25 protein-coding genes are annotated in these 25,551 nt (G+C 72.8%); 11 read left to right on the top strand and 14 right to left on the bottom strand.

Annotated features, from left to right (window positions below; all coding sequences use genetic code 11):
* Positions 1–23 precede the first annotated feature (23 nt).
* From hypB to hypE, 5 genes are all read left to right on the top strand, one after another.
* Positions 24–815: a hydrogenase nickel incorporation protein HypB gene (gene hypB / locus ACWEEU_RS07645; protein WP_451729652.1), complete on the top strand. Its 792-nt coding sequence runs from the start codon at positions 24–26 to the stop codon at positions 813–815.
* On the top strand, positions 812–3,163 hold the full coding sequence (hypF, locus tag ACWEEU_RS07650; RefSeq protein ID WP_451729655.1) for a carbamoyltransferase HypF: 2,352 nt from the start codon (positions 812–814) through the stop codon (positions 3,161–3,163). The genes hypB and hypF overlap by 4 nt, the downstream gene beginning before the upstream one ends.
* Before the next feature lie 50 nt (positions 3,164–3,213).
* Positions 3,214–3,504 carry a HypC/HybG/HupF family hydrogenase formation chaperone gene (locus ACWEEU_RS07655; RefSeq protein WP_385730563.1) on the top strand — a complete coding sequence of 97 codons (291 nt, stop codon included), beginning with the start codon at positions 3,214–3,216 and terminating at the stop codon, positions 3,502–3,504.
* Positions 3,501–4,646 (top strand): hydrogenase formation protein HypD, encoded by a 1,146-nt coding sequence (gene hypD, locus ACWEEU_RS07660; protein WP_451729659.1) that lies wholly within the window; start codon positions 3,501–3,503, stop codon positions 4,644–4,646. Before ACWEEU_RS07655 ends, hypD begins: the two co-directional genes overlap by 4 nt.
* A gap of 76 nt (positions 4,647–4,722) precedes the next feature.
* Positions 4,723–5,712, top strand: coding sequence for a hydrogenase expression/formation protein HypE (gene hypE, locus ACWEEU_RS07665; RefSeq protein WP_385745420.1), 990 nt, complete (start codon positions 4,723–4,725; stop codon positions 5,710–5,712).
* A gap of 98 nt (positions 5,713–5,810) precedes the next feature.
* Here the strand turns inward: hypE and hypA are convergent, their stop codons facing one another.
* From hypA to ACWEEU_RS07710, 9 genes are all read right to left on the bottom strand, one after another.
* On the bottom strand, positions 5,811–6,158 hold the full coding sequence (hypA, locus tag ACWEEU_RS07670; RefSeq protein ID WP_385745368.1) for a hydrogenase maturation nickel metallochaperone HypA: 348 nt from the start codon (positions 6,156–6,158) through the stop codon (positions 5,811–5,813).
* Between the two features lie 7 nt (positions 6,159–6,165).
* The gene (locus ACWEEU_RS07675; protein WP_385745366.1) at positions 6,166–6,354 is read right to left on the bottom strand and encodes a hypothetical protein; all 189 of its coding nucleotides are present in this window, start codon (positions 6,352–6,354) and stop codon (positions 6,166–6,168) included.
* A 20-nt stretch (positions 6,355–6,374) separates the two neighbouring features.
* The gene (locus ACWEEU_RS07680; protein WP_385745364.1) at positions 6,375–6,581 is read right to left on the bottom strand and encodes a hypothetical protein; all 207 of its coding nucleotides are present in this window, start codon (positions 6,579–6,581) and stop codon (positions 6,375–6,377) included.
* Between the two features lie 20 nt (positions 6,582–6,601).
* Positions 6,602–7,192, bottom strand: coding sequence for a DUF5947 family protein (locus ACWEEU_RS07685; protein ID WP_385745362.1), 591 nt, complete (start codon positions 7,190–7,192; stop codon positions 6,602–6,604).
* Positions 7,189–7,755, bottom strand: coding sequence for a NifU family protein (locus tag ACWEEU_RS07690; RefSeq protein WP_451729664.1), 567 nt, complete (start codon positions 7,753–7,755; stop codon positions 7,189–7,191). Before ACWEEU_RS07690 ends, ACWEEU_RS07685 begins: the two co-directional genes overlap by 4 nt.
* The gene (locus tag ACWEEU_RS07695) at positions 7,748–9,541 is read right to left on the bottom strand and encodes a nickel-dependent hydrogenase large subunit (protein WP_451729667.1); all 1,794 of its coding nucleotides are present in this window, start codon (positions 9,539–9,541) and stop codon (positions 7,748–7,750) included. The genes ACWEEU_RS07690 and ACWEEU_RS07695 overlap by 8 nt, the downstream gene beginning before the upstream one ends.
* 81 nt (positions 9,542–9,622) lie before the next feature.
* Positions 9,623–10,714 (bottom strand): NADH-quinone oxidoreductase subunit B family protein, encoded by a 1,092-nt coding sequence (locus tag ACWEEU_RS07700; RefSeq protein ID WP_385745356.1) that lies wholly within the window; start codon positions 10,712–10,714, stop codon positions 9,623–9,625.
* Positions 10,711–12,234, bottom strand: coding sequence for a hypothetical protein (locus ACWEEU_RS07705; protein ID WP_451729671.1), 1,524 nt, complete (start codon positions 12,232–12,234; stop codon positions 10,711–10,713). Before ACWEEU_RS07705 ends, ACWEEU_RS07700 begins: the two co-directional genes overlap by 4 nt.
* Positions 12,235–12,383: 149 nt before the next feature.
* Positions 12,384–13,112, bottom strand: coding sequence for a DedA family protein (locus ACWEEU_RS07710; RefSeq protein WP_385745352.1), 729 nt, complete (start codon positions 13,110–13,112; stop codon positions 12,384–12,386).
* Between the two features lie 269 nt (positions 13,113–13,381).
* Between ACWEEU_RS07710 and ACWEEU_RS07715 the strand changes: the two genes are divergently transcribed.
* Positions 13,382–14,908, top strand: a complete 1,527-nt coding sequence (locus ACWEEU_RS07715) for a hypothetical protein (protein ID WP_451729791.1) — start codon at positions 13,382–13,384, stop codon at positions 14,906–14,908.
* A 22-nt stretch (positions 14,909–14,930) separates the two neighbouring features.
* Here the strand turns inward: ACWEEU_RS07715 and ACWEEU_RS07720 are convergent, their stop codons facing one another.
* A complete protein-coding gene (locus ACWEEU_RS07720; RefSeq protein ID WP_451729674.1) occupies positions 14,931–15,869 on the bottom strand; it encodes a LysR family transcriptional regulator in 939 nt (312 codons plus the stop codon).
* 181 nt (positions 15,870–16,050) lie between these two features.
* On the opposite strand from ACWEEU_RS07720, the gene snpA reads away from it, so the two are divergent.
* A complete protein-coding gene (snpA, locus tag ACWEEU_RS07725; RefSeq protein ID WP_385745346.1) occupies positions 16,051–16,722 on the top strand; it encodes a snapalysin in 672 nt (223 codons plus the stop codon).
* A 91-nt stretch (positions 16,723–16,813) separates the two neighbouring features.
* On the opposite strand, the gene ACWEEU_RS07730 is transcribed toward snpA, so the two are convergent.
* Complete coding sequence (locus ACWEEU_RS07730; RefSeq protein WP_451729677.1) at positions 16,814–17,683, bottom strand: DMT family transporter; 870 nt, start codon at positions 17,681–17,683, stop codon at positions 16,814–16,816.
* Positions 17,684–17,902: 219 nt separating this feature from the next.
* On the opposite strand from ACWEEU_RS07730, the gene ACWEEU_RS07735 reads away from it, so the two are divergent.
* The gene (locus tag ACWEEU_RS07735) at positions 17,903–18,679 is read left to right on the top strand and encodes a beta-glucanase (RefSeq protein ID WP_451729680.1); all 777 of its coding nucleotides are present in this window, start codon (positions 17,903–17,905) and stop codon (positions 18,677–18,679) included.
* A gap of 34 nt (positions 18,680–18,713) precedes the next feature.
* Here ACWEEU_RS07735 and ACWEEU_RS07740 read toward each other — a convergent pair whose 3' ends face one another.
* Positions 18,714–19,742, bottom strand: coding sequence for a zinc-binding dehydrogenase (locus ACWEEU_RS07740; RefSeq protein ID WP_385750116.1), 1,029 nt, complete (start codon positions 19,740–19,742; stop codon positions 18,714–18,716).
* A 325-nt stretch (positions 19,743–20,067) separates the two neighbouring features.
* Here ACWEEU_RS07740 and ACWEEU_RS07745 point away from each other — a divergent pair, with 325 nt between their 5' ends.
* The 3 genes from ACWEEU_RS07745 (at position 20,068) to ACWEEU_RS07755 (ending at position 22,724) form a co-directional block, all read left to right on the top strand.
* Positions 20,068–20,976 carry a helix-turn-helix transcriptional regulator gene (locus tag ACWEEU_RS07745; protein ID WP_451729683.1) on the top strand — a complete coding sequence of 303 codons (909 nt, stop codon included), beginning with the start codon at positions 20,068–20,070 and terminating at the stop codon, positions 20,974–20,976.
* 132 nt (positions 20,977–21,108) lie between these two features.
* Entirely contained in the window at positions 21,109–21,882 is a 774-nt protein-coding gene (locus tag ACWEEU_RS07750; protein WP_451729686.1) for an IclR family transcriptional regulator, read from the top strand.
* Entirely contained in the window at positions 21,879–22,724 is an 846-nt protein-coding gene (locus ACWEEU_RS07755) for an SMP-30/gluconolactonase/LRE family protein (RefSeq protein WP_451729689.1), read from the top strand. The genes ACWEEU_RS07750 and ACWEEU_RS07755 overlap by 4 nt, the downstream gene beginning before the upstream one ends.
* Positions 22,725–22,747: 23 nt before the next feature.
* Here the strand turns inward: ACWEEU_RS07755 and mmsB are convergent, their stop codons facing one another.
* Both mmsB and mmsA read right to left on the bottom strand, forming a co-directional pair.
* Positions 22,748–23,980: a multiple monosaccharide ABC transporter permease gene (mmsB, locus tag ACWEEU_RS07760; RefSeq protein ID WP_451729692.1), complete on the bottom strand. Its 1,233-nt coding sequence runs from the start codon at positions 23,978–23,980 to the stop codon at positions 22,748–22,750.
* Between the two features lie 22 nt (positions 23,981–24,002).
* Positions 24,003–25,550, bottom strand: a complete 1,548-nt coding sequence (mmsA, locus tag ACWEEU_RS07765) for a multiple monosaccharide ABC transporter ATP-binding protein (protein ID WP_385750130.1) — start codon at positions 25,548–25,550, stop codon at positions 24,003–24,005.
* Between the last annotated feature and the right edge of the window lies 1 nt (position 25,551).

Below are 25,551 nucleotides of genomic sequence, written 5' to 3' on the forward strand. Positions count from 1 at the left end.
CCCGCCACCCGAGGAGCTGCGCAATGTGCGAGGCCGATCTCAGACAGGCCGTCCTGGCCAAGAACGACGACCTCGCCGCGCGTCTGCGCGACGACCTCGCCCGGCAGGGCGTCACCGTCGTCAACCTGCTCTCCAGCCCCGGCAGCGGCAAGACCGAACTCCTCGGCCGCGTCCTGGCCCGCGCCGTCGAACGGGGTGTCCCGGTCGCCGCCCTCACCGCCGACCTCGCCACCGAGAACGACGCCGTACGCCTCGCCCGCTCCGGTGCCCCCGTGCAGCAGCTCCTCACCGACGGGCTGTGCCACCTGGAGGCCGCCCAGGTCCGCGACCGGCTCACCGGCTGGCTGCCGCCGGACACCCGCGCGCTCTTCGTCGAGAACGTCGGCAACCTCGTCTGTCCCGCCTCCTACGACCTGGGCGAAACCCTGCGCATCGCCCTCATGGCCGTCACCGAGGGCGAGGACAAACCGCTGAAGTACCCCACCGCCTTCGGCTCCGCCCATCTCGTCGTCATCACCAAGACCGACCTCGCGGAACCGGCCGGCTTCGACGAGGACGCCTTCCGCGCGAACGTCCACCGGGTCAACCCGGGGGTGGAGATCGTCCCCTCGTGCGCCCGGAACGGGGACGGGGCGGACACGCTCCTCGAGTACGTGCTCTCGGCGCCCGACGCGGTGCTCCACCAGCCGCCCCTGGCACCCGGTCCGCACGGTCACAGCCATAGCCACGGCCCCGGCGCGGAGCGCAGCCACAGCCACGCACACGGCGCTGCACACGGCCACGGTCCCGCCACCGCCGCCGCGCCCCGTTCATGACCGCCCCGGCGACCGGTACGGTCCGCCGACGCCTCACCGTGCGCGGCACGGTCCAGGGCGTCGGCTTCCGGCCCCATGTGCACCGGCTCGCCGACGGCCTCGCGCTCGCCGGTCACGTGAGCAACACCGGCGACGGGGTCGTCATCGAGGTCGAGGGCCCCGAGGACGGCGTCGTCCGGTTCTGCGCCCTGCTGGCCGAACAGCCGCCCCCGCTCGCCCGGGTGACCGGCATCGGCCACGAGGACCTGCCCGTCACCGGGGTCCCCGGACCGTTCACCATCCGCGCCACCGGCTCCGCCGAGGGCCGCACCCAGCTGCCGCCCGACACCGCCACCTGCGCCGACTGCCTGCGCGAGATCGCCGACCCCGCCGACCGCCGCCACCGGCACCCCTTCGCCACCTGCACCCACTGCGGCCCCCGCTTCACCATCGCCACCGCGATGCCCTACGACCGCGCCACCACCACCATGGCCGGCTTCCCGATGTGCCCGGCCTGCGCCCGCGAGTACGGCGACCCCGCCGACCGGCGCTTCCACGCCCAGCCCGTCGCCTGCCCCGACTGCGGCCCAGGGCTGACCCTGCTTCCGGCTCCCGGCACCCCGGTCCGCCCCGCGCGCGGCGCCGACGCCCTCGCCGGGGCACGCGAACTGCTCGGCGCGGGCCGCACCGTCGCCGTCAAGGGCGCAGGCGGCTACCACCTCGCCTGCGACGCCACCGATGCCGAGGCGGTCGCCACCCTGCGCCGCCGCAAGGAGCGCGGCGGAAAGGCGTTCGCGGTCATGTGCGCCGACCTCGCCACCGCCGAACGCCTCGCGGTGCTCTCCGACGCCGAACGCGCCGCGCTCACCGACCCGGCGCGCCCCATCGTCCTGCTGCGCGCGCGGACCTCGGGCGACCGGCTCCGCCTCGCCGACGGGGTGTGCCCCGGCAGCCCGCACGTCGGCGTCCTGCTGCCCTACACCCCCGTGCACACCCTGCTGTTCGGGCTCCCCGGCGATCCGCCGGGACCGCGCGCCCTCGTCATGACCAGCGGCAACCGCTCCGGCGAGCCCATCGTCACCGACGACGCCGAGGCGCTGATCCGGCTCGCCGGACTGGCCGACGCCTGGCTCACCCACGACCGGCCCATCGCCTCGCCCTGCGACGACTCCCTGCTGCGGGTGCGCGCCGACGGCAGCACCCAGGTCCTGCGCCGCTCGCGCGGATACGTCCCGCGCCCGCTGACCCTCCCGGTGCCCGTGCGGCCCGCGCTCGCGGTCGGCGGCGACCTGAAGAACACCCTCTGCCTCGGCGAGAACGACCAGGCGTGGTTCGGCCCGCACATCGGGGACATGGGCGACCTGGCCACCCTGGAGGCCGCCCGCCGCGCCGAGACCCACCTCGCGACGCTGACCGGTGTCACCCCGACGCTCGTCGCCGCCGACCGGCACCCCGGCTACCACTCCACCGCGTGGGGCCGCCGCCGCGCCGCCGAAGCCGCCCTGCCCGAGCCGGTGTTGGTCCAGCACCACCACGCCCATGTCGCCTCCGCCATGGCCGAACACGGCCACGACGGCACCGCCCCCGTCATCGGCGTCGCCTTCGACGGCACCGGGTACGGCGAGGACGGCACCGTGTGGGGCGGTGAGATCCTGCTCGCCGACTACACCGGACACCGCCGCCTGGCCCACCTCGCCCCGGCCCCGCTGCCCGGCGGCGACGCGGGCGTGGCCAACCCCTGCCGCCTCGCGCTGGCCCGGCTGTGGGCGGCGGGCCTGGAGTGGACGCCCGACCTGCCGAGCGTCCTGGCCTGTACACCGGACGAACTCGCCGTGCTCAGACAGCAGTTGACCCGTCAGGTGAACTGCGTGCCCACCTCCAGCATGGGCCGCCTCTTCGACGCCGTCTCCTCGCTCGTCGGCGCCTGCCACCGCGCCGGACACGAGGCACAGGCCGCGCTGGAGCTGGAGGCGCTCGCGACCAGGGCCCGTGACGCGGATGCGGTGGCGTACCCCTTCGGCTTCACGGCGGGCCCGCCGGACGGCTGGCGGATGGACCCCGCGCCGCTGCTCGGCGCCCTGGTCGAGGACGTGCGCCGGGGTGTCCCCGCGCCGGTCATGGCGGCCCGCTTCCACCGGGGCGTGGCCCGCGCGGTCGCCGAGGTGTGCCGCCGCGTCCGTACCGCCACCGGGGTGACCACCACGGCCCTCACCGGGGGCGTCTTCGCCAACGCCCTGCTGGAGCAGGAGAGCGCCGCCCTGCTCGCGGCGGACGGCTTCACCGTCCTGCGCCACGGCGAGGTGCCGCCGGGTGACGGCGGACTGGCGCTCGGACAGCTCATGGTCGCCGCGCACACGGCACGGCCATGACGAGCCCGCTGACCCGCGGCTCGGCACACGACGACGAGACGGAGTGACCCATGTGTCTTGCAGTGCCCGGCAAGGTCGTGGCCATCGACGATGGCGCCGACCCGCGCACCGGGCTGATCGACTTCGGCGGGGTGCGCAAACAGGCGTGTCTGGAGTACCTGCCCGACGTCCAGGTGGGGGAGTACGTCATCGTCCACGTCGGCTTCGCCCTCCAGAAGCTCGACGAGGAGTCCGCGCGGGCCTCGCTCGAACTCTTCGAGCAACTCGGCCTGTTGGAGGAGGAGTTCGGCGATGCCTGGGAGCAGGCGGAGCGGCAGGGAAGCGGGAGCGAGAACCGGTGAAGTACATCGAGGAGTTCAACGACCCGGCGCTGGCCCGCCGCCTGCTGGACGAGATCCGCGCCACCGCCACCCGCCCCTGGGCCCTGATGGAGGTCTGCGGCGGCCAGACCCACTCCATCATCCGGCACGGCATCGACCAACTCCTCCCCGAAAAAGTCGAGTTGATCCACGGTCCGGGCTGTCCGGTGTGCGTCACCCCGCTCGACGTCATCGACAAGGCGCTCGCCATCGCCGCCCGCCCGGACGTCGTCTTCTGTTCCTTCGGCGACATGCTGCGCGTGCCCGGCACCGACCGCGACCTGTTCCGCGTCAAGGGCGAGGGCGGCGACGTGCGCGTGGTCTACTCCCCGCTCGACGCCCTCGACCTCGCGCGCCGCAATCCCGACCGCCAAGTGGTGTTCTTCGCCATCGGGTTCGAGACCACCGCGCCCGCCAACGCCATGGCCGTCCACCAGGCCCGCCGCCTCGGTCTGGACAACTTCAGCCTGCTGGTCTCCCATGTGCGCGTCCCCCCGGCCGTCGAGGCGATCATGACCGCACCCGAGTGCCGGGTGCAGGGCTTCCTCGCGGCCGGGCACGTGTGCAGCGTGATGGGCACCGAGGAGTATCCGGTACTGGCCGCGCGGCACAAGGTGCCGATGGTCGTCACGGGCTTCGAACCCCTCGACATCCTGGAGGGCATCCGGCGCGCCGTCCACCAACTGGAGCGCGGCGAGCACCGGGTGGAGAACGCCTACGCCCGCGCCGTGCGCGAGGAGGGCAACCCCGCCGCCCGGCGCATGATCGAGGAAGTTTTCGAGGTCACCGACCGCAACTGGCGTGGCATCGGCCGCATCCCGGCCAGCGGCTGGCGGCTGTCCGAGGCGTTTCGCGCGTACGACGCCGAGCACCGCTTCGACGTCACCGGCATCCGCACCGAGGAACCCGCCGTCTGCCGGGCCGGAGAGGTCCTCCAGGGACTCATCAAGCCCACCGAGTGCGAGGCCTTCGGCACCCTTTGCACCCCGCGCACGCCGCTGGGCGCCACCATGGTCTCCAGCGAGGGCGCCTGCGCCGCGTACTACCTGTACCGGCGGATGGCCGGCGCCCCGGTGCCGCCCGGCTCCCGCATCCCCCGAGAGGAGACGAACCCCGTTGGCTGACCTCGCCGCGGAAACACCCGTCGACCCCGCCAACTGGTCCTGCCCCGCCCCCCTGCGCGACCAGGGCGTCGTCGTCATGGGCCACGGCGGAGGCGGCGCCCTCTCCGCCGAACTGATGGAGCAGGTCTTCGCCCCGGCCTACGGCAACCCCGTCCTGGCCGCGCTCACCGACTCCGCCGTCCTCCAACTGGGCGGCGCGCGGCTCGCGTTCTCCACCGACTCCTATGTGGTGCGCCCGCTGTTCTTCCCCGGCGGCTGCCTCGGCGACCTCGCGGTCAACGGCACCGTCAACGACCTCGCGATGAGCGGGGCCCAACCGGCTTATCTGTCCACCGCGTTCGTCCTGGAGGAGGGCGTCGCGCTCGACGTCGTCGCACGCATCGCCCGCGCCGTCGGCAGCGCCGCCGAGGCGGCCGGGGTCACCGTCGCCACCGGCGACACCAAGGTGGTCGAGTCCGGACACGGTGACGGGGTCTACGTCACCACCGCCGGGGTCGGCCTCGTTCCCGACGGCGTCGACATCCGCCCCCAGCGCGCCCGCCCCGGCGACGCGGTGATCGTCAGTGGACCCGTCGGGCTCCACGGAGTGGCCGTGATGAGCGTGCGCGAGGGTCTGGAGTTCGGCGTCGAGATCGCCTCCGACACCGCGCCGCTCGCCGGACTCGTCGGCGCCATGCTCGACGTCACCCCGGACCTGCACGTCCTGCGCGACCCCACCCGGGGCGGACTCGGCGCCGCCCTCAACGAGATCGCCCGCGCCTCCGGCACCGGCGTACGGCTCACCGAGCGGGCCGTACCCGTGCCCGACGAGGTGGCCAACGCCTGCGGGTTCCTCGGCCTCGACCCGTTCTACGTCGCCAACGAGGGCAGGCTCGTCGCCTTCGTGCCCCGCGAGCACGCCGACGCCGTGCTCGCCGCGATGCGCGCCCACCCGCAGGGCGCCGGTGCCGCGCTGATCGGGGAGTGCGTGGCCGAACACCCCGGGATGGTCACCGTCGCCACGGGACTCGGCGGCACCCGGGTCCTGGACCTGCCGCTCGGGGAGCAGTTGCCGCGCATCTGCTGAGCGCGGCACACGAGCGGCCAAGCGGCACCCGGGCGCCCCGCGGAACGCGAAGAGGGGCCCGCCGGACAACGGCGGGCCCCTCTTCCGTGTACGGCGTCTCAGGGCACCGGCTCCACCGCCGTGATCTCCAACTCCCGTCCGCTGCGCAGATCCTGCGAGGGCCGGTCGCAGCGCGGGCACCAGAAGAACGGCGGCATACCCACCGTGAACTCCTCGACGCACGCCCCGCACCAGGCCACCGCGGTCACCTGCTCCACCACGAGCCGGGCCGAGGAGAGGGCGGTACCGTCGCGCGCCACCTCGAAGGCGAAGCGCAGCGCGTCCGGCACCACCCCGGCCAGCTCACCGACCCGGACCGTCACCGAGGAGACGTCCCCGCCGCCGTCGGCACGGGCGATCTCCCCGGCGCGCTCCACGATCGCGGTCGCGATCGACAGTTCGTGCACGGCGGACTCACGGGTACCGGTGACCGGCGCCCAGGCCCCCGGTCATCCGGTAGATCTTCAGCTCCCGCACCATGCCGGGGACCTCCTTGACGAGCAGGAGCAGCGTCAGCCCGGCCAGCAGGGCGGCCTGTGCGATCAGCACCTGCTTCCCCGAGATCAGGGGCTCCGCCGTGTCCTTCACTCCGACGTGCTTCATGGCACTCACTCGCCTCTCTCTCATCCCGGGGGAATGTTCGGCATGACGTCGAGGAGCGCGTCGTGCCGCTTCACTCGGACCCCCGTGGAGCGGCGCGCGTCGGCGGTGCCGTCCTCGTGGTGCCCGATCTGCTCCTGGTAGGGGCCCTCGTTGCCCTGGTGCAGGCCCGGCACATGCGTCGGCGTGTCCGGTTTGACCTGCGGGCGGCCCACTCTGATCCTGCCCATGACGGTCTCCTCTCTGGGCTTCACGAACGCTCGGTCAGCTCCGTGAAGAACCGTTCGACGGCCGGCCAGACCCGGCCGCCGCCGGACAGCCCCCGCCACTCCTCGCGGACCAGGGCGACCATCCGGAAGCAGTCGTCGATCGGTACGATCCAGTGTTCCTCGTGTCCGCGCACCGTGTTGATCAGCAGCGCCTCCACGTCGGGCGTCATACCGGCCAGCGGCGGAGCGGACTCGGCCAGTCTGTGCCAGGCGGCCGCGTCGATCTCCCAGCGCATCGCCCCGGCCGGACTCGGCCCCTCGGCGGTCACCGAGCCGTCGGAGCGGGGCACGAAGAACACCAGCCCCACCGGCACCCCGAGGACCGACGTGTCGACCGGGGCCAGCCGCACCCGGCGGCGGGGCACGAGCCGGTACCGGCCCCCGCCCGCGCCGTCGTCGGCGAACAGCACCGAACAGGGGCCGCACACACAGCGCAGCCCGTCGGCCTCCGCCTCGTACAGATGCGCGTGCTCCTCGGCCACGGGCGCCGCGCACAACTCGCACGCCTCGGCCGCCGCCGTACGCCCCGCGGCCGCGCCGGAGCGGACGACCCGGGCCAGCGCCCCGCTCACCGCGCTCCCTGGGCCGTGCCCCGGCGGGTGAGCGTGGCCAGCGGGACGAACGCGGGCGGGGTGGTCCGCTCGGGGGCGGTCGCCTCCACCCGCGTCAGCTCGGGCGCGGCGGCCAGCACCGCCGCGCGGACCACCTCGGCCACGTCGGGGGAGTGCGAACCGCACCCGGAGCCGCAGCCACCGCCGCCCGGGTCCACCCGCACCCGCGCCACACCGCCCTCGACGCCCTCCCACTCCAGGTCGCCGCCGCGCTTGCGCACGGCCGGCCGCAGCCGCTCGACCGCGCGGGCGGCCCGCCGCTCCGGCGGCTCGGGGTGGATGCCGTGCAGCACCAGCAGATGCGCCAGCAGTTCGTCCTCGGCCAGGCGGTCGCGCAGCGCGTCGTCCGCGCGGTCCAGGACGCGGGCCAGCGCCTCGCCGTAGACCTCGGTGAGCAGCCCCACCGCACCCAGTGCCTCGCGGGAGGTGGCGCCGGAGTCCGACTCCAGGGCGCCCAGCACGTCGTCGAGGTGGGCCAGGCGCGCCTCCACCGCCGGGTCGTCGAGGCGGGCACCCTCAGCCATGGTTCGCCCCGTAGGTGGGCGAGTGCACGACGTCCAGCGTCCTGCCCTTGCCCATGTACATGTGGACGCCGCACGGCAGACAGGGGTCGAAGCTGCGCACGGTGCGCATGATGTCGACGCCCTTGAAGTCGTCGGGTCCGTTCTCCTCGAAGATCGGCTGACCCTGCACCGCGTCCTCGTACGGGCCCGGCGTGCCGTAGATGTCGCGGGGGCTCGCGTTCCACGGGGTCGGCGGGTACGGGTGGTAGTTGGCGATCTTCTTGTCCTTGATCACCAGGTGGTGCGAGAGCACCCCGCGCACGGCCTCGTGGAAGCCGCAGCCGATCGCCTCGTCCGGGACCTCGAAGTCCTGGAACACCTTCGTCTCGCCCGCGCGCATCAGCTCCATGGACTCCTCCAGGAACTGCAGGGCCATCGCGGCGGCGTACGCGACGAAGTAGGGCCGCGCGCGGTCGCGTTCGATGGTGTTGCTCCACTTCGGGATGGACCACTCCAGCGTGGTCTCCGGGAGCGACTCGCCCTTGGGGAGCTGGATGCGCACCTTGCCGTTCGCCGCCTTGACGTACCGGGTGTCGACCAGGCCGCTCAGGGCGGTCGACCACAGCCGCGCGAGCGGGCCGCCGCCGGTGTCGAGCGCGAGGTGCTTGTCGGTCTCCTTGTGGTACCAGCGCGGGCTCATGACCCAGCTGTAGTTCCCCTCGAAATCCCGCTTCTGCGGCACCGGGACGGTCGTCTGGTTCCACGGGTGGCGCATGTCGACCGGGTTGCCCAGCGGGTCGTGGGTGACGAAGGGCTGCTCGTTGACCCAGTCGTCGTAGTACGAGCTGCCGAGCATGATGCGGATGCCCAGGTTGATGTCGATGAGGTTGTTGGTGACCAGCTCGCCGTCGACGATGACGCCCGGGGTGACGTACATCGCCTTGCCCCACTCGTTCATCGACGCGTAGCGGTAGTCGACGACCGCCGGGTCCTGCCAGGCGCCCCAGCAGCCGAGCAGGACGCGGCGCCGGCCGACCTCCTCGTAGCCCGGCAGCGCCTCGTAGAAGAAGTCGAAGACGTCGTCGTTCATCGCGACGGCCTTCTTGATGAAGTCGATGACGTGCATCAGCCGGCTGAGGTAGTCCGTGAAGACGCTCGGCTGCGGCATCGTGCCGACACCGCCCGGATAGAGCGTGGAGGGGTGGACGTGCCGTCCCTCCATGAGGCAGAACATCTCCCGGGTGACCCGGCTGACGCGCAGCGCCTCCTTGTAGACCTCGCCCTCGAAGGGGTTGAACGCCTTCATGATGTCGGCGATGGTCCTGAAGCCGTGGATCTCCCCGCGCGGGGCGTCGGTCCGCTCGGCGCGGGCCAGCAGACCGGGGTTGGTGGCCTTGACCATGGCCTCGCAGAAGTCCACGAACACCAGGTTGTCCTGGAAGATCGTGTGGTCGAACATGTACTCGGCCGCCTCGCCGAGGTTGGTGATGTGCTCCGCCATCGGCGGCGGCTTGATGCCGTACGCCATCTGCTGGGCGTAGTTGGAACACGTGGTGTGGTTGTCGCCGCAGATGCCGCAGATGCGCGAGGTGATGAACCCGGCGTCGCGCGGGTCCTTCCCCTTCATGAACACCGAGTAGCCGCGGAACAGCGACGAGGTGCTGTGGCACTCGGCGACTTCCCGGTTGGCGAAGTCGATCTTCGTGTAGATGCCCAGGTTGCCGATGATCCGGGTGATCGGATCCCACGACATGTCCACGAGCTGGGCCGGTTTGCGTCCCGTCGGCCGGGATTCGGTGGTCGTCATCTGCGGTGCTGCCCTCGCTGTCGGAGTTCGGCGGGTGGGGGTGGGGCTGGGGGCGGGAGGCGGATCACGGTGCCGGCGGTCTCAGGGACGCCAGTACGGGTCGTAACCGCTGGTCAGCTTGCGCTTCTTGCCGCGCCACTTGGGCTCGTGGTTGACCATCTCGTTGGTCAGGCCGCGCAGTCGGCGCACCACGGCGCCGTACGGCTTGATGACCAGGGAGGACAGGGTGCCGCCGGGCGGCTCGTCCATGAACGGCATGAACGCGTCCGGGAAGCCGGGCATCGTGCAGCCGATGCAGATGCCACCGACGTTGGGGCAGCCGCCGATGCCGGCCATCCAGCCCCGCTTGGGCACGTTGCAGTTGACCACGGGACCCCAGCAGCCGGTCTTCACCAGGCACTTGGGGGAGTTGTAGTCCAGGCCGAAGTCACCCTGCTCGTAGTACGAGCCCCGGTCGCAGCCCTCGTGCACGGTCTTGCCGAACAGCCACTGCGGCCGCAGCATGTGGTCCAGCGGGGGCGGCGGGGCCGTACCGGCCGCGGTCTGGAGCACCCAGACCAGGACCTCCATGAAGTTCTCCGGCTGGATCGGACACCCCGGCACGTTGACGATCGGCAGCCCCGCCTGGGACGTGTAGTCCCAGCCGAGGTAGTCGGCCAGACCCATCGAGCCGGTCGGGTTGCCCGCCATGCCGTGGATGCCGCCGTAGGTGGCGCACGTTCCCGCGGCGACCACGGCCCACGCCTTCGGCGCGAGCTGGTCGATCCACCAGTTGATGGTCTGCGGCTGCCCGGTCTTCGGGTCGTTGCCGAAGGACGTCCAGAAGCCGTCGCCCTCGATGATCTCCTGGTTGGGGATCGACCCCTCGATGACGAGGATGAACGGGGTGTCCAGCTCGCCGCGCGCCGCCGCCCGGTAGGGCGCGAGGAAGTCCTCGCCGCCCAGGCTCGGCGAGAGCACCTTGTTGACCAGGTTGACCTTGGGCAGACCGGGGATCACGCCGAGGACCACGTCCTCGATGGAGGGCTGCATGGCCGCCGTCAGCGAGACGGTGTCTCCGTCGCAGCTCATCCCCTCCGAGATCCACAGGATGGTGATCTCGTCTATGCCCTCGTGCGCCTCGGAGTGGGCGAGGCGTTCACGGGCTGCGGTGGTGTGGCTCTCGGTGGTCATGTCGCCTGCCTTCGCTTCGGTCGGTCGCCGAGGGGCTCGACCTCGTCGGGTCGGAAGTAGTGGAATCGGCCGTACCAGCCGTGCAGTTCGGCCGCCGGATCGTCGTCTACGGTCACCGCGAGATGCGTGCTGCCGTCCACGTCGTGGAAGACCGCGGACACCCGCGCCGTCCGCCCCTCCAGGAACATGTCCTGGGCGTCGGAGCCCCGCTTGCGCGGCCGCAGCCGCACCGGGCTGCCGCCGCCCAGCTCCACCCCGTCCACGACCACCGTGTCGGTCGTCGGTGACAGCCCGTCGTCGCCGCCCTCCTGCCACCAGGCGGGGCGTGCGCCCGCCGGGCCGGCGGTCCCGGCGGGCGGGGACGGCTCGGCCGGGGACACCGGGGACAGCGAGCGGATGGCGCCGTGCAGCCGGGAGAAGACCTCCCGGGGCATGGTGTCCACGCGGTCGAGGATGCGCGCGGCGCGCGGGTCGGTGGCCCGCGCCTCGGCCTTCTCCTCGTCGGTCAGCAGCATCGTGCGCAGCGTCAGGATCTCGTCGATCTCCGCCGCGTCGTGCAGATCGCCCGGGCTCTCGGGGGCCACCTGCGGATGGTCGGGAAGGATGATGGGGGAGGAGAGCAGCACCGGGCCCGTGCAGCCGTCGTCCGCTCCGTCCGTCTCGGGCGCGGGTCCGCCGAGCACCGGGAACGTGAAGGCGTTGCGGCAGCCGCGGGTCTGCGCGCGCAGCGCCTGCGGCGGGTCGATCAGCGAGACGAACTCCAGGCCCGTACCGCCGAGCAGGGTGTGCGCGGCGAGCAGCGCATGCCGCAGCACCTCGCCGCGTGCGCCCCCGGTCTTCGGGGACCGCCCAGTGTTCTCGGTGCGCACGCACACCCGGTAGAGCCCGTCCGCGAGCCGCTCGGCCCCGGCCGTGGTACGGGCGCGTACCGCCTCGCGGGTGCGGACGATCCGGCCGGCGCCCTTGGACAGTTCCTCCGTCTCGCGTGCGGCGGGCGCGCCCGTCGGCGCCGTGCACACGCCGCGCAGCAGGTCGGCCAGCGGCCAGACCAGATCCACCTCCTGCGGTACGGCCTCGTCGAAGCTCAACTGGACCCCGCCGTCGGCCGTCAGCAGCGACTCGACCGGGCGGTGACCGCTGTCGCCGTCGGCCGCCTCGACCTGCTTGCGCTGCATCTGGAGGTAGCGCACCCGCACCCGGAGCGCCGCGTCCGGTTTTTCGGCACGCACCAGGCACTCGGTGCGCTGGTACCAGGAGTCCGCCGAGCCGGAGATGCCCTCGGTGACCGGTCCGTCCGCCTCCACCCAGTCCCGGGGCGGGAGTACCCCGAACTGCCAGCGGACGCGGTTCTTGGCCGAGGAACGGCGGTAGGGGTAGAGCAGATAGCCCTCGTAGAGGACGGCGTCGGCGACCGCACCCACCCCGGCGAAGACGTCGGCCGCCCCGGCGTGCGGGGCGGGGCCGTCACCGGGCGCGAAGGCACATGCCGTGCCGCCCTCGCCGCCGCTCGTGTCCACCATGCCGCCTCCTCGCCGTGCCGGTGCAGTGGTCCATGCCTTCCACCCACCGTCACATCCGTCACACGACCTCGCCCCTTCAGGCCCACGCGGGTTGGGCCGGGCGGGTGAGCGGGCATATGCGGGCGGCGGTTTCCCGGCCCGGCCGCGCGCTACTCGCCCTCCGGGCCAGAGGTGTCGTCGGCGGTGTGCTCGCCGTGCGTCGCGCCCCCGCTCCCCGCGTCCCCGCTCGCCGCGGTCTCACGGGTCGCGTTCCCGTGCCGCGCGTGCCGTGAGCGCACCGCCTCCACCAGCAGCGGGATCAGGGAGAGGACGACGATGACGCCGACCAGCGGCAGCAGATAGTCGTCCACGTGGGACACCGAGGCGCCGAGCGCGTACCCCACGAGCACCAGGCTCTGCGACCAGAGCACCCCGCCGACGGTCTGCCACAGGGTGAAGGTGCCGATCGGTACGCCGAGGGCGCCCGCCGCCGGATGCAGCACCGAACGCAGCATGGGGATGAAGCGGCCGATCACCAGCGCCTTGCCGTAGCCGTAGCGGGCCAGCAGCCGTTCGGCGCGCTCCGCGCCCTCCTTGACCCGCCGGTTGGAGGTACGGGTCAGCAGCGGACGTCCGCCGTGCCGCCCGATGAGGTAGCCGACCTGGCCGCCCGCCACCGCCCCGGCCGCCGCGCACAGCATCACCTGCCAGAGCACCAGCCGGGGCGGCCGTCCGTCGGCTCCGGCGCACAGCACCCCGGCCGGGAACAGCAGCGTGTCACCGGGCAGGAAGAACCCGACGACCAGCAGACCCGACTCCGCGAACGTCACCACCAGGACGCCGAGCGCACCGAAGGCGGCCAGCAGCGAGGCGCTGTCCGTGGGGTTGACGGCTTCCACCCCATCGCCTCCCGGTCCGTCGCTCGGTAGCCTCCCGCCAAGTGTCGCCCGGACCCGGCGCCCCCGCCCGCAGACGGCACGTACCCGGTGCCCGCGACGCCGGTCCTACGCCCGCAGCGCCCTCCCGCGGCAGTCGGCGCGAAAACCCTCTGTCCGTGCCCCACCACTCCCCGTACACTGCCGATTCACAGGGGCGCGGGGGCAGTTGACGGGGGGAAGCCGCCATGTCGCACACACCGTACGGTCCTGCCGGGGCACCGGGATCTCCCATGCCGCCGGTGCCGCCGATGCCGGCGAGCCCGCCGCCCGCACCACCGGACCCGCTGCGCGCGGCCGCCGTCGGCCTGCTCAATCTGAGCGGACTCGGCCTCGGCTACGTCCTGCTGCGAAGATGGTTCCTCGCCGCCGCCTGCTGGGTGGCGACCGCCGTGCTCCTCCTGGTCGCCCTGCCCGCGGACCCCGACGGCGTCCCGGCCGGGGCACTCGCCGGATACGTCGTCGTCCTGCTCCTCGCCGCGGCGCACGGCGCGTTCACCGCCCTGCGCACTCGGCTCACCTGGCCGTCCAGGGCCCCCCTCGCGCTCGCCCTCGGCGTCCTGCTGCTCGCGGTGCCGACGGCCGGCACCCTCTGGTACCGCGACGCCCGCGAGGAGGCCGTCCAGCAGGCCCTGCTCGACCGGCTGCACCGCGCCGACGAGACGGTCACGGCGGCCGGCCGCCACTCGTTCACCACCTCGCGCTCCGGCTACCGCGACGCCCTGGACGTCTACCGGGACCTCGCCGTCCACCACGCGGGCTCCCGCGCCGCCGGCCAGGTACCCGACAGCCTGCGCACCTACTACCGCACGGTCGGCGCCCCCTACGCGAGCGGCGACTACTGCGGCGCCATCGAGCCGCTGAAGTATCTGCGCACCGTGCCGCAGTCCCTGCCCGACGACCGGCTGGGCTCGCTCGCCGGGTGGCCCGACGACCGGCTCGCCACCTCGCTGTACGCATGTGGTGCCACCGCCCTCTCCGGAGACGGCGAGGGATGGGTGGAGAACTTCGGCGACCTGCTCGGCACCTTTCCCGACTCCGGCCCGGCGGCCAAGGTCGCCCCGGCCGTCGAGTCGGCGGTGGCCGAGGCGCAGAAGGACGTCGGCGGGAAGTCGCCCTGCACCGCCGTGGAGCGGCTGCGCGAGCTGAACACCCGCGCCCTCACGCTCTCCCACTCCGCCGGCCGCTCCGCCGCCCAGCTCACCGCCTCCGCAGGCCGCGCGAAGCGGAGCGGGGACGCGGGGGCGTACGACTGCGGCATCGACCAGTACAAGGACGGCCAGTTCTCCGCCGCGCAGAAGACCATGGAGGACTACGCCGCCCGGGCGAAGGGCGCCAAGCGGGACCGGGCGCGGAAGATAGCCATCGGCGCCGAGGTCGCCCAGACCGTCCCCGCCGCCGGGAAGAAGCTGCCCACCACCGCCTCCGGCGGCGGCATCTCCGTCACGGTGAAGAACGACAGCCCGGACGACATCACCGTCCTCTACACCGGCCCGGTCACCGGCAGCTTCACTCTCAAGGGCTGCGGCAACTGCCGGGCGTACTCCTTCGCGGACACCATCAGGATCGGCTTCAAGCCGTGCAGCGACAGCGGCAAGAACTATCCGCGGCGCACCATCAGCCTGCCCGTCGGCACCACGTACTTCGTCCACAAGCCCAACGGCACGAGCACCGCCACCCCCGCCTCCGACACGGCGAAGATCCGCCCGGGCTACATCTACACCGAATGCGCCTACACCACGCGGACGTTCGGCAACTGACGTCCCCGAGCTCCGGCGCTCCTCACACCGGCGCCGGAGCGCGCTCCAGCCACGACCGGTAGAGCGGTGACTGCGCGGCCACCTCCCAGTAGGCGTCGGCCAGTTCGGGGTAGCCGTCCGCCAACTCCCCCTCGGTGCGCGCCGCGAGCAGCAGCCGTACGCCGATGGGGTCGCCGCACAGCGGCCGTATGGCGAGGTCGGAGCGGGGTCGCGCGGTCGGCTGGCTGACCGTGACCACCTCGCCGGTGGCGGCCAGCGTGTAGGCGGTCAGATAGTCGCCGTGCAGCAGGCGCGGCTCGATCCCCGCCTCGCGCAGCACCCGGCACAGCCCGTCCCACTCGCCGTCCACGGTAGAGTCCACCATCCAGCGCTCGCCCGCCAGGTCCGCGAGCCGCACCTCGTGCCGGGCGGCGGCCGGGTGGTCGGCGGCGAGCGAGACGAACTGCGGCTCCCGCTGCACCAGCACCCGCACACTGAGCCCGGCCGGGACGCGCAGCGGGCTGCCCTCCACCTCGTGCACGAAGGCCAGGTCGAGCCCGCCCTCGGCGACCATCCGCAGCAGCGCGTTCGCGGACGCGTCCACGTGCAGCGTGGGATCGGCCGGGGGCACCCGGGCGCGCAGCCGCCGCAGCCAGCCCGGCAGCGCCCGGCTGGCGGTCGCCCCGATCCGCAGCCGGGGCCCGCCCGGTGCGCGCGTCGCCGCTGCCCGTGCCTCGGCGACGAGCGCACCCAGCTCCCGCACGAGCGGCCGCGCCCGGCCCAGCACCAGCCGGCCCAGCGGGGTGGGACGGCAGCCGGTGCGGTCCCGGGTGAACAGCCGCCCGCCCAGGGCCTGTTCGATACGGCGCAACTGCGTGCTCAACGACGGTTGCGCCAAGCCCAGTTCGCGGGCCGCGCGATGCAGGCTGCCCGCGTCGGCGATGGCGCACAGCACCCGCAGATGTCTCACCTCAAGATCCATGCCGGGAGCCTAGGTGTGGGCTGTGAGGCGGCGCCAGAGGTTCAAATGGGTGCGCAGCGGGGCGAGTTGACGGCGATAGCTTCGCGCTATCCCTACTTGCCATCATCCGCCGGGAGTTGGGCTCCCCGAGACTCATGGGCAACCGATCGTTCACCCCACGGAACGAGTAGGAGCCCCCCACATGAAGCCCTTCCGTACCCCTGCCCTGTCCGCGAAGGCCGCCAGAGGTGTCCTCGCCCTCGGCCTGGGCCTGGCCTGCGCCGCCCTCGGCACCGCGGCCCCCGCCCACGCGGTCACCCCCGCCCCGCACGCCCACTTCACCGGCTCGGCGGGAGAGGCCGCGCAGAACAAGGCGTTCTTCGAAGCCGTCCTCACCTCGGTCGCCAAGAAGCAGGCCGCGCACCCGAGCCTGAAGGCCGTCACCGTCTACTACAACGCCTCCCAGGCCCCGAGCTTCAGCTCCCAGATAGCCAACGCCGCCTCCATCTGGAACGGCTCCGTCTCCAACGTCAAGCTCCAGGCCACCTCGGGCGGCGCCGACTTCTCGTACTACGAGGGCAGCGACCCGCAGGGCTCCTACGCCTCCACCGACGGCCACGGCGGCGGCTACATCTTCCTCGACTACGCGCAGAACCAGCAGTACGACTCCATCCGCGTCACCGCCCACGAGACCGGTCACGTCCTGGGCCTCCCCGACCACTACAGCGGCCCGTGCAGCGAGCTGATGTCGGGTGGCGGCCCCGGCCCGTCCTGCACCAACCGCTACCCGGACAGCAACGAGCGCGCCCGCGTCAACCAACTGTGGGCGGCGGGTCTGGCGAAGGCGCTGGAGAAGGTGAACGCGGCCCGCTGATCCCGGCGGGGCGTTGACCCCGGCGCGCGACGGCACACCGAGCGGCGGCGGTGCGGACATCCGCACCGCCGCCGTCCTCCGTCGCCGACTGCTACGACACCCGGGACCGGGGCGGCCGTTCGATGAGGTTCTGCACCGCGCGGCTCAGGACCAGGACGCCCGCGATGATCAGCAGCGCGCCGCACGCCTCGGGGACCAGCCACCAGCCGGTGCGGATGCGCTCGCCGAACAGGGTGATGCCGAGGGCGAGGCTCACCACCGCGTCGCCGATGGTCAGCGCGGGCTGGGCGGCGGCGAGCGGGCCCGCCTGGAGCGCGTTCTCCAGCAGGAGGACCGCAGCCGTGCCGGCCAGCGCGAAGCCGTAGGTCTGCCAGGACAGCAGGAACGCCTCGAAGCCCTCGTCCGCGAAGGTGCCCGTGGCCGACTTCAGCAGCGCGGCCGTGAGCGCGTTGGCGATGGCGGAGCCCGAGGCCAGCAGCGCAGCTCGCCCGGCCGGGGCACGCTGGCGCCGGGCCAGCAGCACGGCGACCACGATCGCCCCGACGCACAGGACCAGCGCGGGTACCCAGCGGGTCAGCGGCGCCTGGTCGCGCGCACCGTACGGCGCCGCCGAGGCGAGCATCACCGCCAGCCCCAGCACGACGGCGCCGACGCCCCACCAGCCGTACGCGGGCAGATGCCGGTGCAGCAGCGGGCCCACCACGAGGAGAGCGAAGGGCAGCTCCAGGATGAACAGCGGCTGCACCAGCGCCAGCGGGCCGTTGACGAGAGCCAGGCTCTGGAAGATCGCCGCGCCGATCACCCCGGCCATGCCGATCACCCAGGCGGGACGGCGCACCAGGTCCAGCAGCAGCCGCAGCCCGCTCTTGGAGCTGACCGAGGCCGCCTTGCGCTGGAAGGCGGTGCCCACGGCATTGCTCGCGGCACCGGCGACGGCGAACACCGCGGCAAGTTCGATCACTACCGTCTCCCGCCTGCGGGTCGTCCACGTACCGGAGTCCACGTCCCGGAGGAGCCCGGAGGCGCTCGGGCCTCCCCAGCCTACGAAAGCCCACGCCGTCGCGCCGCCGGGGCGCCCTGCGCGGCCGGGTCCGGAGTCCGATTCACTCGAACGGGTCATTATTTCCGTGATGTCCAGGCTTCACCGCATGACGGGGCGTATGGCGGAGAGACATCCGACATGCACGAATCGACACCCGACAGCCCCCTCCCGGCGCCGCGTGCCGCGCCCGGGTCCGACGTGGTGTTCAGAGCCGACTTCGCCTCGGAGCGACAGTGGGTCGCCGGCCACTCCTGGGCCTATCCCAACGGCGGCCCGGTCAACCCGGGCGACGACAAACTCGACTACCTCGTCACCGATCCCGCCTACAGCCGCTCGGGCGTCTTCCGGGCCACCCGGCGCCCCGACGGCAAGTGGAACACCGGGCTGCTCACCACCGAGGGCAGCCGCGACGGCTTCATGGTCCGTACCGGGGACGTCCTGGAGGCGCGGGTCCGGCTGCCCGTCGAGACCGGCGCCTGGCCCGCCATCTGGACCTGGCGGGACGGCGGCCAGGAGATCGACGTCTTCGAGTACCACCCGGACAACCCCGACCTGCTGGAACTCACCAATCACGTACGCGGCAGCAACAGCTACTTCCGCGACCGCGCGATCCGCCCCGGCGCCTGGGTGGATCTGCGCACCGAATTCGGCGCGGGCTCCGTCGTCTGGTCCGTGAACGGCACGGTGGCCTTCGCCGACCGCCGGGGCACCGGACGCGGCTGGCACGCCTACCTCATCGTCAACCTCTCGGTCTGCGGCGGCCGTTACCACCCGCCGCCCGCACGCGGGACCACCGGGATGTCGTACACCGTCAGCAGCCTCCTCGTACGCCGCCCGATGGGTTGGGGCGCGGCCGCAGAGCGGGACGAGTCGGGGGAGGGGGCGGCGACCCCGGAGGAGGAACAGCCGGTCTGATCCGGTGGTGCCAGGGGGTGGCTCCTGGCGGGGATCAGGGGCGGACGAGTGCCTTGAGGACCTGGCGGTCGGCCATGGCCCGGTAGGCGTCCGGGGTCCGGTCGAGCGGAAAGGTCCGGTCGAAGACACGGCCGGGGTGGATCGTGCCGTCGAGCACGTCGGGCAGAAGCCGCTCGATGTAGGCGCGGGCGGGACTGGCCCCGCCGGTCAGGGTGATGTTCCGCAGGAACCCGGACCGGCCGAGCGGTCCTTCCTCGTACTGCGGGGCGCCCAGGCGGCTGACGGTGCCGCCGTCCAGGACGGCGCCCAGGGCGGTGTCGAGTGCCTGGCGGGTGCCGACGGCCTCGATCACCCTGTCCACGCCGCCGGTCAGCTCGCGGATGCGGGCAACGCCCTCCTCACCGCGCTCCGCGACCACGTCGGTGGCACCGAACTCACGGCCCAGAGCGGTGCGTTCCTCATGAAGGCCCGCGAGCACGATCCGCTCGGCACCCAGCCGCCTCGCGGCGATCACCGCACACAGCCCGACCGCCCCGTCCCCGACGACCAGCACCGTGTCCCCACGCCGGACCCCTGCGGTCACCGCGCCGTGGTGACCGGTGGTCATCACGTCCGAAAGGGCCAGCAGCGACGGCACCAGCGCGGAGTCGGCGGTCACCGGGAGCTTCACCAGGGTGCCGTCCGCGCAGGGGACACGGACGGCTTCGCCCTGTCCGCCGTCGACGCCGTCGAAGCCGTACCGGCCGCCGCGGCGGCACGAGATCTGGAGGCCCTTGGCACAGTAGTCACAGGTGTTGTCGCTGTAGGTGAAGGGGGCGACGACCAGGTCCCCCGCCGTCAGCCCGGTCACCTCGGCGCCGGTCTCCTCCACGACGCCCAGGAACTCGTGGCCCATGGGGCGACCGGTGCCGGTGGCGGGCATCGACCGGTACGGCCACAGGTCGCTGCCGCACACGCACGCGGCCACCGTGCGCACCACGGCGTCGGTCGGCTCGACGATCTCCGGGTCGGGCCGGTCCTCGACGCGGACGTCTCCGGCTCCGTACATCACTGCTGCACGCATGAGAGGGGGTTGCTCCAAACAGGGGTGTCGTCACGGGGGAGGGACCAGCGCCCGAGCATCCGGGCCCGAGCCTCGCCGCGGGTGTCGCCGGCGACGGGCGCGGCAGGCTGCCGAGCTTGTCGAGCTGTGCGGCGGTCGGGGCGAACGGCGTCGGCGGCGGTGTCCTCCTCGACGCGGGCGACCCGGTGGTGCCCGGGGTGTCGGCGTCCTGTGTCCTCACCGTCCCCCGGACCGCGCCGATGTGGCAGGGCGGGTTCTTCGGGGGTAATGACAGGGCCCCCCTCGCCCCCGCCCGGCAGGTGCCCGGTGGGCCAGACTGGGGACCATGGCATCCGAGAGCGCGCACAGCGAGAGTGCCGAGCTGGGCCGCTTCCTGCGCGCCCGCCGGACCCAGACCAGCCCCCGGCACGTCGGCCTCACGGTGGGCGCGGGTATCCGCCGCACCCCCGGACTGCGCCGCGAGGAGCTGGCCACCCTCGCCGGAATCAGCATCGACTACTACGTGCGCCTGGAGCGCGGCAAGGAGACGCGCCCCAGCCCCGCCGTCCTCGACTCGCTCGCCCGCGCCCTGGTCATGGACGACCAGGAACACCGGCACCTGCGCCAACTCGCCGCCCACGCGGCCCGCTACGCCCCCGAACCGCCGCCCGCGCCCAGCCGCACCGTGCGCCCGCACCTGAAACTGATGCTGGAGTCACTGCGCCCGAACCCGGCGTACGTCATCAGCCGCAGCATGGACCTGCTCGCCTGGAACCCCGGCGGCCTCGCCCTGTACGCAGGGCTCGACGGCTGGCCCGTCGGACAGCGCAACATCGCCCGCTACCTCTTCCTCCACCCGGCGGCCCGCGACCTGTTCCCGCACTGGGAGCGACAGATCGCCGGCTGCGTCGCCCGGCTGCGCGCCATCGCCGGAACCGCCCCGGACGCCCCCGACCTCACCAGCCTCGTCGGCGAACTCCTTGTCAAGAGCCCCGACTTCGCGGGACTGTGGGAGCGCTACGAGGTGACCGGACGCAAGCCCCCGCACAAGACCTTCCGGCACCCCCGGGTCGGCACGCTCACCCTCACCACGCAGTCGCTCCACGTGGAAGGCACCCCGGGCCAGCGCATCGGCGTCTACACCGCCGAACCCGGCACCCCCGAGCACGACGCCCTGCTCCTGCTCGACATGAGCGCACCGCCGTCGGCGCCGGAACTGCCGACCGTCCCGAGGGCCCCCGGCCGGCAGGCGTAGAACCGGTGCGCGGGTGACCGTTGCCCGGGGGACTCGCGCTGACTAGCCTGTGTTCGCCCCGTCGATCACCGATCGGGGTGTCGAACAGGGGTGGCGGACCGTCACGCCCGGAAGCAGGCAAGGAGGCCGGACATGGGACGCCTCGTGCCCGCCGTGACGCGGGCCCTCGACATCCTGGAGCTGTTCCTCGACGGGGACGGCACGCTCTCCGCGCCCGACATCGTGCGCATTCTCCAGCTCCCGCGCACCACCGTGCACGAACTGGTCACCACCCTCGCCGCCCGCTCCTACCTGGTCCCGGTGCCGGGGCAGCCAGGGCGGTACCGGCTCGGGGTGCGCCCCTACCAGCTCGGCAGCCGGTACGCCGAGCAGCTCGACCTCGCCGCCGAGGGCCGGGAAGTGGCCCGCAGCGTCGCCGAGACCTGTGACGAGACGGTCCACGTGGCGCTCCTGGAGGACACCGACGTCATCTACATCGCCAAGGTCGACTCCACGCACGCGGTCCGCATGGTCTCGGCGGCCGGGCGAAGGCTGCCCGCACACTGCACGGCCGTCGGCAAGATGCTGCTGGCCTCGCTGCCCGAGCCGGAGCTGGCCGCCCGCGTCCCGGACGGCGCCGAGCTGGTCGCGATGACCCCGGACAGCCTCACCGACCCCGGTCGGCTGCGGGACGCCCTCGCGGAGATCCGGCGCCGGGGCGTCGCGGTGGAACGCCGGGAGTCCAACCCGGACGTGAGCTGTGTGGCCGCCCCGGTCCGCGACCGCAGCGGGCGGGTCGTCGCCGCGCTGTCCATCTCGGTGCCGACGGTCCGCTGGAGCGAGGAACGCCGTACCGAACTGGAGGCGCTGGCCGTCGAGGGCGCCGCCGAACTCTCCACGCGACTCGGCCACCGGGAGGCGGCGTGAACACCTACGAGGTCGCCGTCGAGGCGCGGGCGGAGCTGGGCGAGGGCCCGACCTGGGACCCGGCCGGCGCCCGCCTGCTGTGGGTCGACGTCCTGGCGAGCCGCGTGCACACCTACGACCCCGCCACCGGCCGCCGTACGGTCCACGACACCGGACAGCACGTCGGCGCCGCCAAGCCCCGCGCCCACGGCGGCCTGGTGCTCAACCTGCGCGACGGCGTCGCCCTGCTCGACCCAGACGGCGCCTTCCGCTGGCTGGACCACGACCCGGTACCGGGGCGCCGCGCCAACGACGCGGCCGTCGCCCCCGACGGCGCGCTCTGGGCCGGCACCATGCGCTACGACGAGGCTCCCGGCGGCGGCACCCTGACCCGTCTGACCGGCGACGGCACCGCCGAACCGATCCTCACCGACGTCGCCGTGAGCAACGGCATCGCCTGGAGCCCGGACGGCACGCTGATGTACTACATCGACAGCCCCACCCGGCGCGTCGACGTCTTCGACCACGACGGCGACGGCGTCCGGAACCGGCGCACCCTGGCCGTCATCGAGGACGGCGCGGGCTTCCCGGACGGGCTGACCGTCGACGCGGCGGGCTGCGTCTGGGTCGCGCTGTGGGACGGGGGCGCGGTCCGCCGCTACACCCCCTCCGGCGCACTGGACCGGGAGATCCGCCTCCCGGCCCCGCGCACCACCGCCTGCGCCTTCGGCGGCCCCGGCCTGACCGACCTGTACGTCACCACCGCCCGCGTAGGCCTCACCGGGCCCACGCCCCTGTCGGGGTCGGTGCTGGTGGTGCCGGGCGCGGGGGAGGGACTGCCCCAGCCGCCGTTCAAGGGGTGAAGTCGCTTCCCGCGTACCTCGGTTCACGCCCCCGACCGGCGCTTGTTCCACACGTCGAAGCCGACCGCCAGCAGCAGCGCCAGCCCCTTGATCACCTGCTGCCAGTCGGTGCCGACGCTCAGCAGGTTCATGCCGTTGTTCAGCACGCCGAGGACGAGCCCGCCGATGATCGCGCCGAGCACCGTGCCGACCCCGCCGCTCATGGACGCGCCGCCGATGAACGACGAGGCGATGGCCTCCAGTTCGAAGTTGACGCCCGCCTTCGGCGAGGCCGCGTTCAGCCGGGCGGCGACCACCAGTCCGGCCAGCGCCGCGAGGATGCCCATGTTCAGGAAGACCAGGAAGGTGACCTTCTTGTCCTTCACCCCGGACAGCTTCGCCGCGGGCAGATTGCCGCCGATCGCGTACACGTGGCGGCCGAAGACCGAGTTGCGCATGAGGTAGCCGTAGCCGACGACCAGGGCGCCGAGGGCGATCAGGATGATCGGGGCGCCCTTGTAGCTGGCGAGCAGCAGGGTCAGGGCGAGGATCGCGGCGACCAGCGCGGCCAGCTTCAGCGCGAACAGCCTGAGCGGGGGCACCTGGAGCGCGAACTCCCGCTGCCTGCGCCTGCCCTGGACCTCCTGCCAGACCACGGCCGCGATCAGCACGAGACCGAGCAGCAGCGTCGGATTGTGGTAGTCGGTGTCGGGGCCGAACGCGGGCAGGAAGCCGTTGCCGATCTTCTGCAGCCCGTCCGGGAACGGCCCCAGGGTCTGCCCCTTCAGCAGGATCTCCGTCAGCCCCCGGAACAGCAGCATCCCGGCGAGCGTCACGATGAACGACGGGATGCCCAGATAGGCGATCAGATATCCCTGTACCGCCCCCGCCGCCGCGCCCACCAGCAGACACAGCACCAGCGCGAGTGGCCAGGGCACGTCGTGCCGTACGTTCAGCACCGCCAGGAACGACCCGACGAATGCGGTCAGCGAACCCACCGACAGGTCGATGTGACCCGAGATGATCACCAGCATCATCCCGATCGCCAGGACCAGGATGTAGCTGTTCTGGAGCACCAGGTTGGAGACGTTGCGCGGCAGCAGCAGATCGCCGTCGGTCCACACCGCGAACAGGACCACGATCAGGCCGAGCGCGATCACCATCCCGTACTGGCGCATGTTGCGGCGCAGGCCGTCCAGCATCAGCCGGAGCACGCCCGGCCCGGCGGGCGGGCCCTCGCGCTCCGGCGGGGCCGGGGCCGTCACGTCCGCGCTCATGGCGTCACCTCTTCGTCTCTGGTCATCGCGCCTCTTCGTCTCTGGTCATCAGGCGCATCAGCGCTTCCTGCGTGGCTTCCGCCCTCGGCACCTCGCCGGTGAGCCGGCCGGCGGCCATGGTGTAGATCCGGTCGCACATGCCGAGCAGTTCGGGCAGTTCGGAGGAGATGAAGACGACCGCCCGGCCCTCGGCCGCGAGCCGTCCGATCACCGTGTAGATCTCGTACTTGGCGCCCACGTCGATGCCCCGCGTCGGCTCGTCCAGGATCAGCACGTCCGGGTCCGCGAAGATCCACTTGCTGAGGACGACCTTCTGCTGGTTGCCGCCCGACAGCCGCCCGACCGGCTCCAGCACGGTGGGCGCCTTGATGTTCATGGCGGTACGGAACCCCTCCGCCGCCCGCCGCTCCGCGTGCTCGTCCACGATCCCGCGCCGGGCCACCTTGCCCAGCGCGGTCAGCGAGACGTTGCGGTGCACGGTGTCGAGGAGATTGAGCCCGTAGTGCTTGCGGTCCTCGGTGACGTACGCGATCCCCTGCCCCACCGCCTCCGCGACGGTCCGGGTACGGATCTCCCTGCCGTCCTTCAGCACCGTGCCGCCCGCGTACCGTCCGTAGGAGCGGCCGAACACGCTCATCGCCAGCTCGGTGCGACCCGCGCCCATCAGCCCCGCGATGCCGACGATCTCGCCCCGGCGCACCTCGATGGACACGTCGTCGACGACCTTGCGCTGCCGGTCGATCGGGTGCCGTACGGTCCAGCCGCGCACCTCGAGTGCCGGGGCCGCGCCCGACTCCGCCTGGTGCGGCGGACGTTCGGGGAAGCGGTGGTCGAGGTCGCGGCCGACCATGCCCGCGATGATCCGCTCCTCGGTGGTTCCCGGCGCCCGTACGTCCAGCGTCTCCACCGAGCGGCCGTCACGCAGCACGGTCACCGAGTCCGCCACCCGGCGGATCTCGTTCAGCTTGTGCGAGATCACGATGCAGGTGATGCCCTGGGCCTTCAACTCCAGGATGAGATCCAGGAGTTTGCCGCTGTCCTCGTCGTTCAGGGCGGCCGTCGGCTCGTCCAGGATCAGCAGCCGCACCGACTTCGCCAGCGCCTTGGCGATCTCCACCAACTGCTGCTTGCCGACGCCGATGTCCGCGACCCGGGTCTCCGGATGCTCGTCAAGACCGACCCGGCGCAGCAGCTTCGTGGCGTGCCGCAGCGTCTCCGTCCAGTCGATCAGACCGCGCCGGGCGTGCTCGTTGCCGAGGAACAGGTTCTCCGCGAGGGAGAGATAGGGCACCAGCGCCAGCTCCTGGTGGATGATGACGATGCCCTGCCGCTCGCTGGCCCGGATGTCCCGGAACCGGCACTCCTCGCCCTGGAACAGCACCTCGCCCTCGTAACTGCCGTACGGATGAACCCCGGAGAGCACCTTCATCAGGGTGGACTTCCCGGCGCCGTTCTCCCCGCAGATGGCGTGCACCTCGCCGGGCTTGACGGTCAGGGTGACGTCGGACAGGGCCGTGACGCCGGGGAAGGTCTTGACGATCGACCGCATTTCGAGGACGGGTCCCGCCATG

Source organism: Streptomyces sp. NPDC005004 (assembly GCF_053600675.1).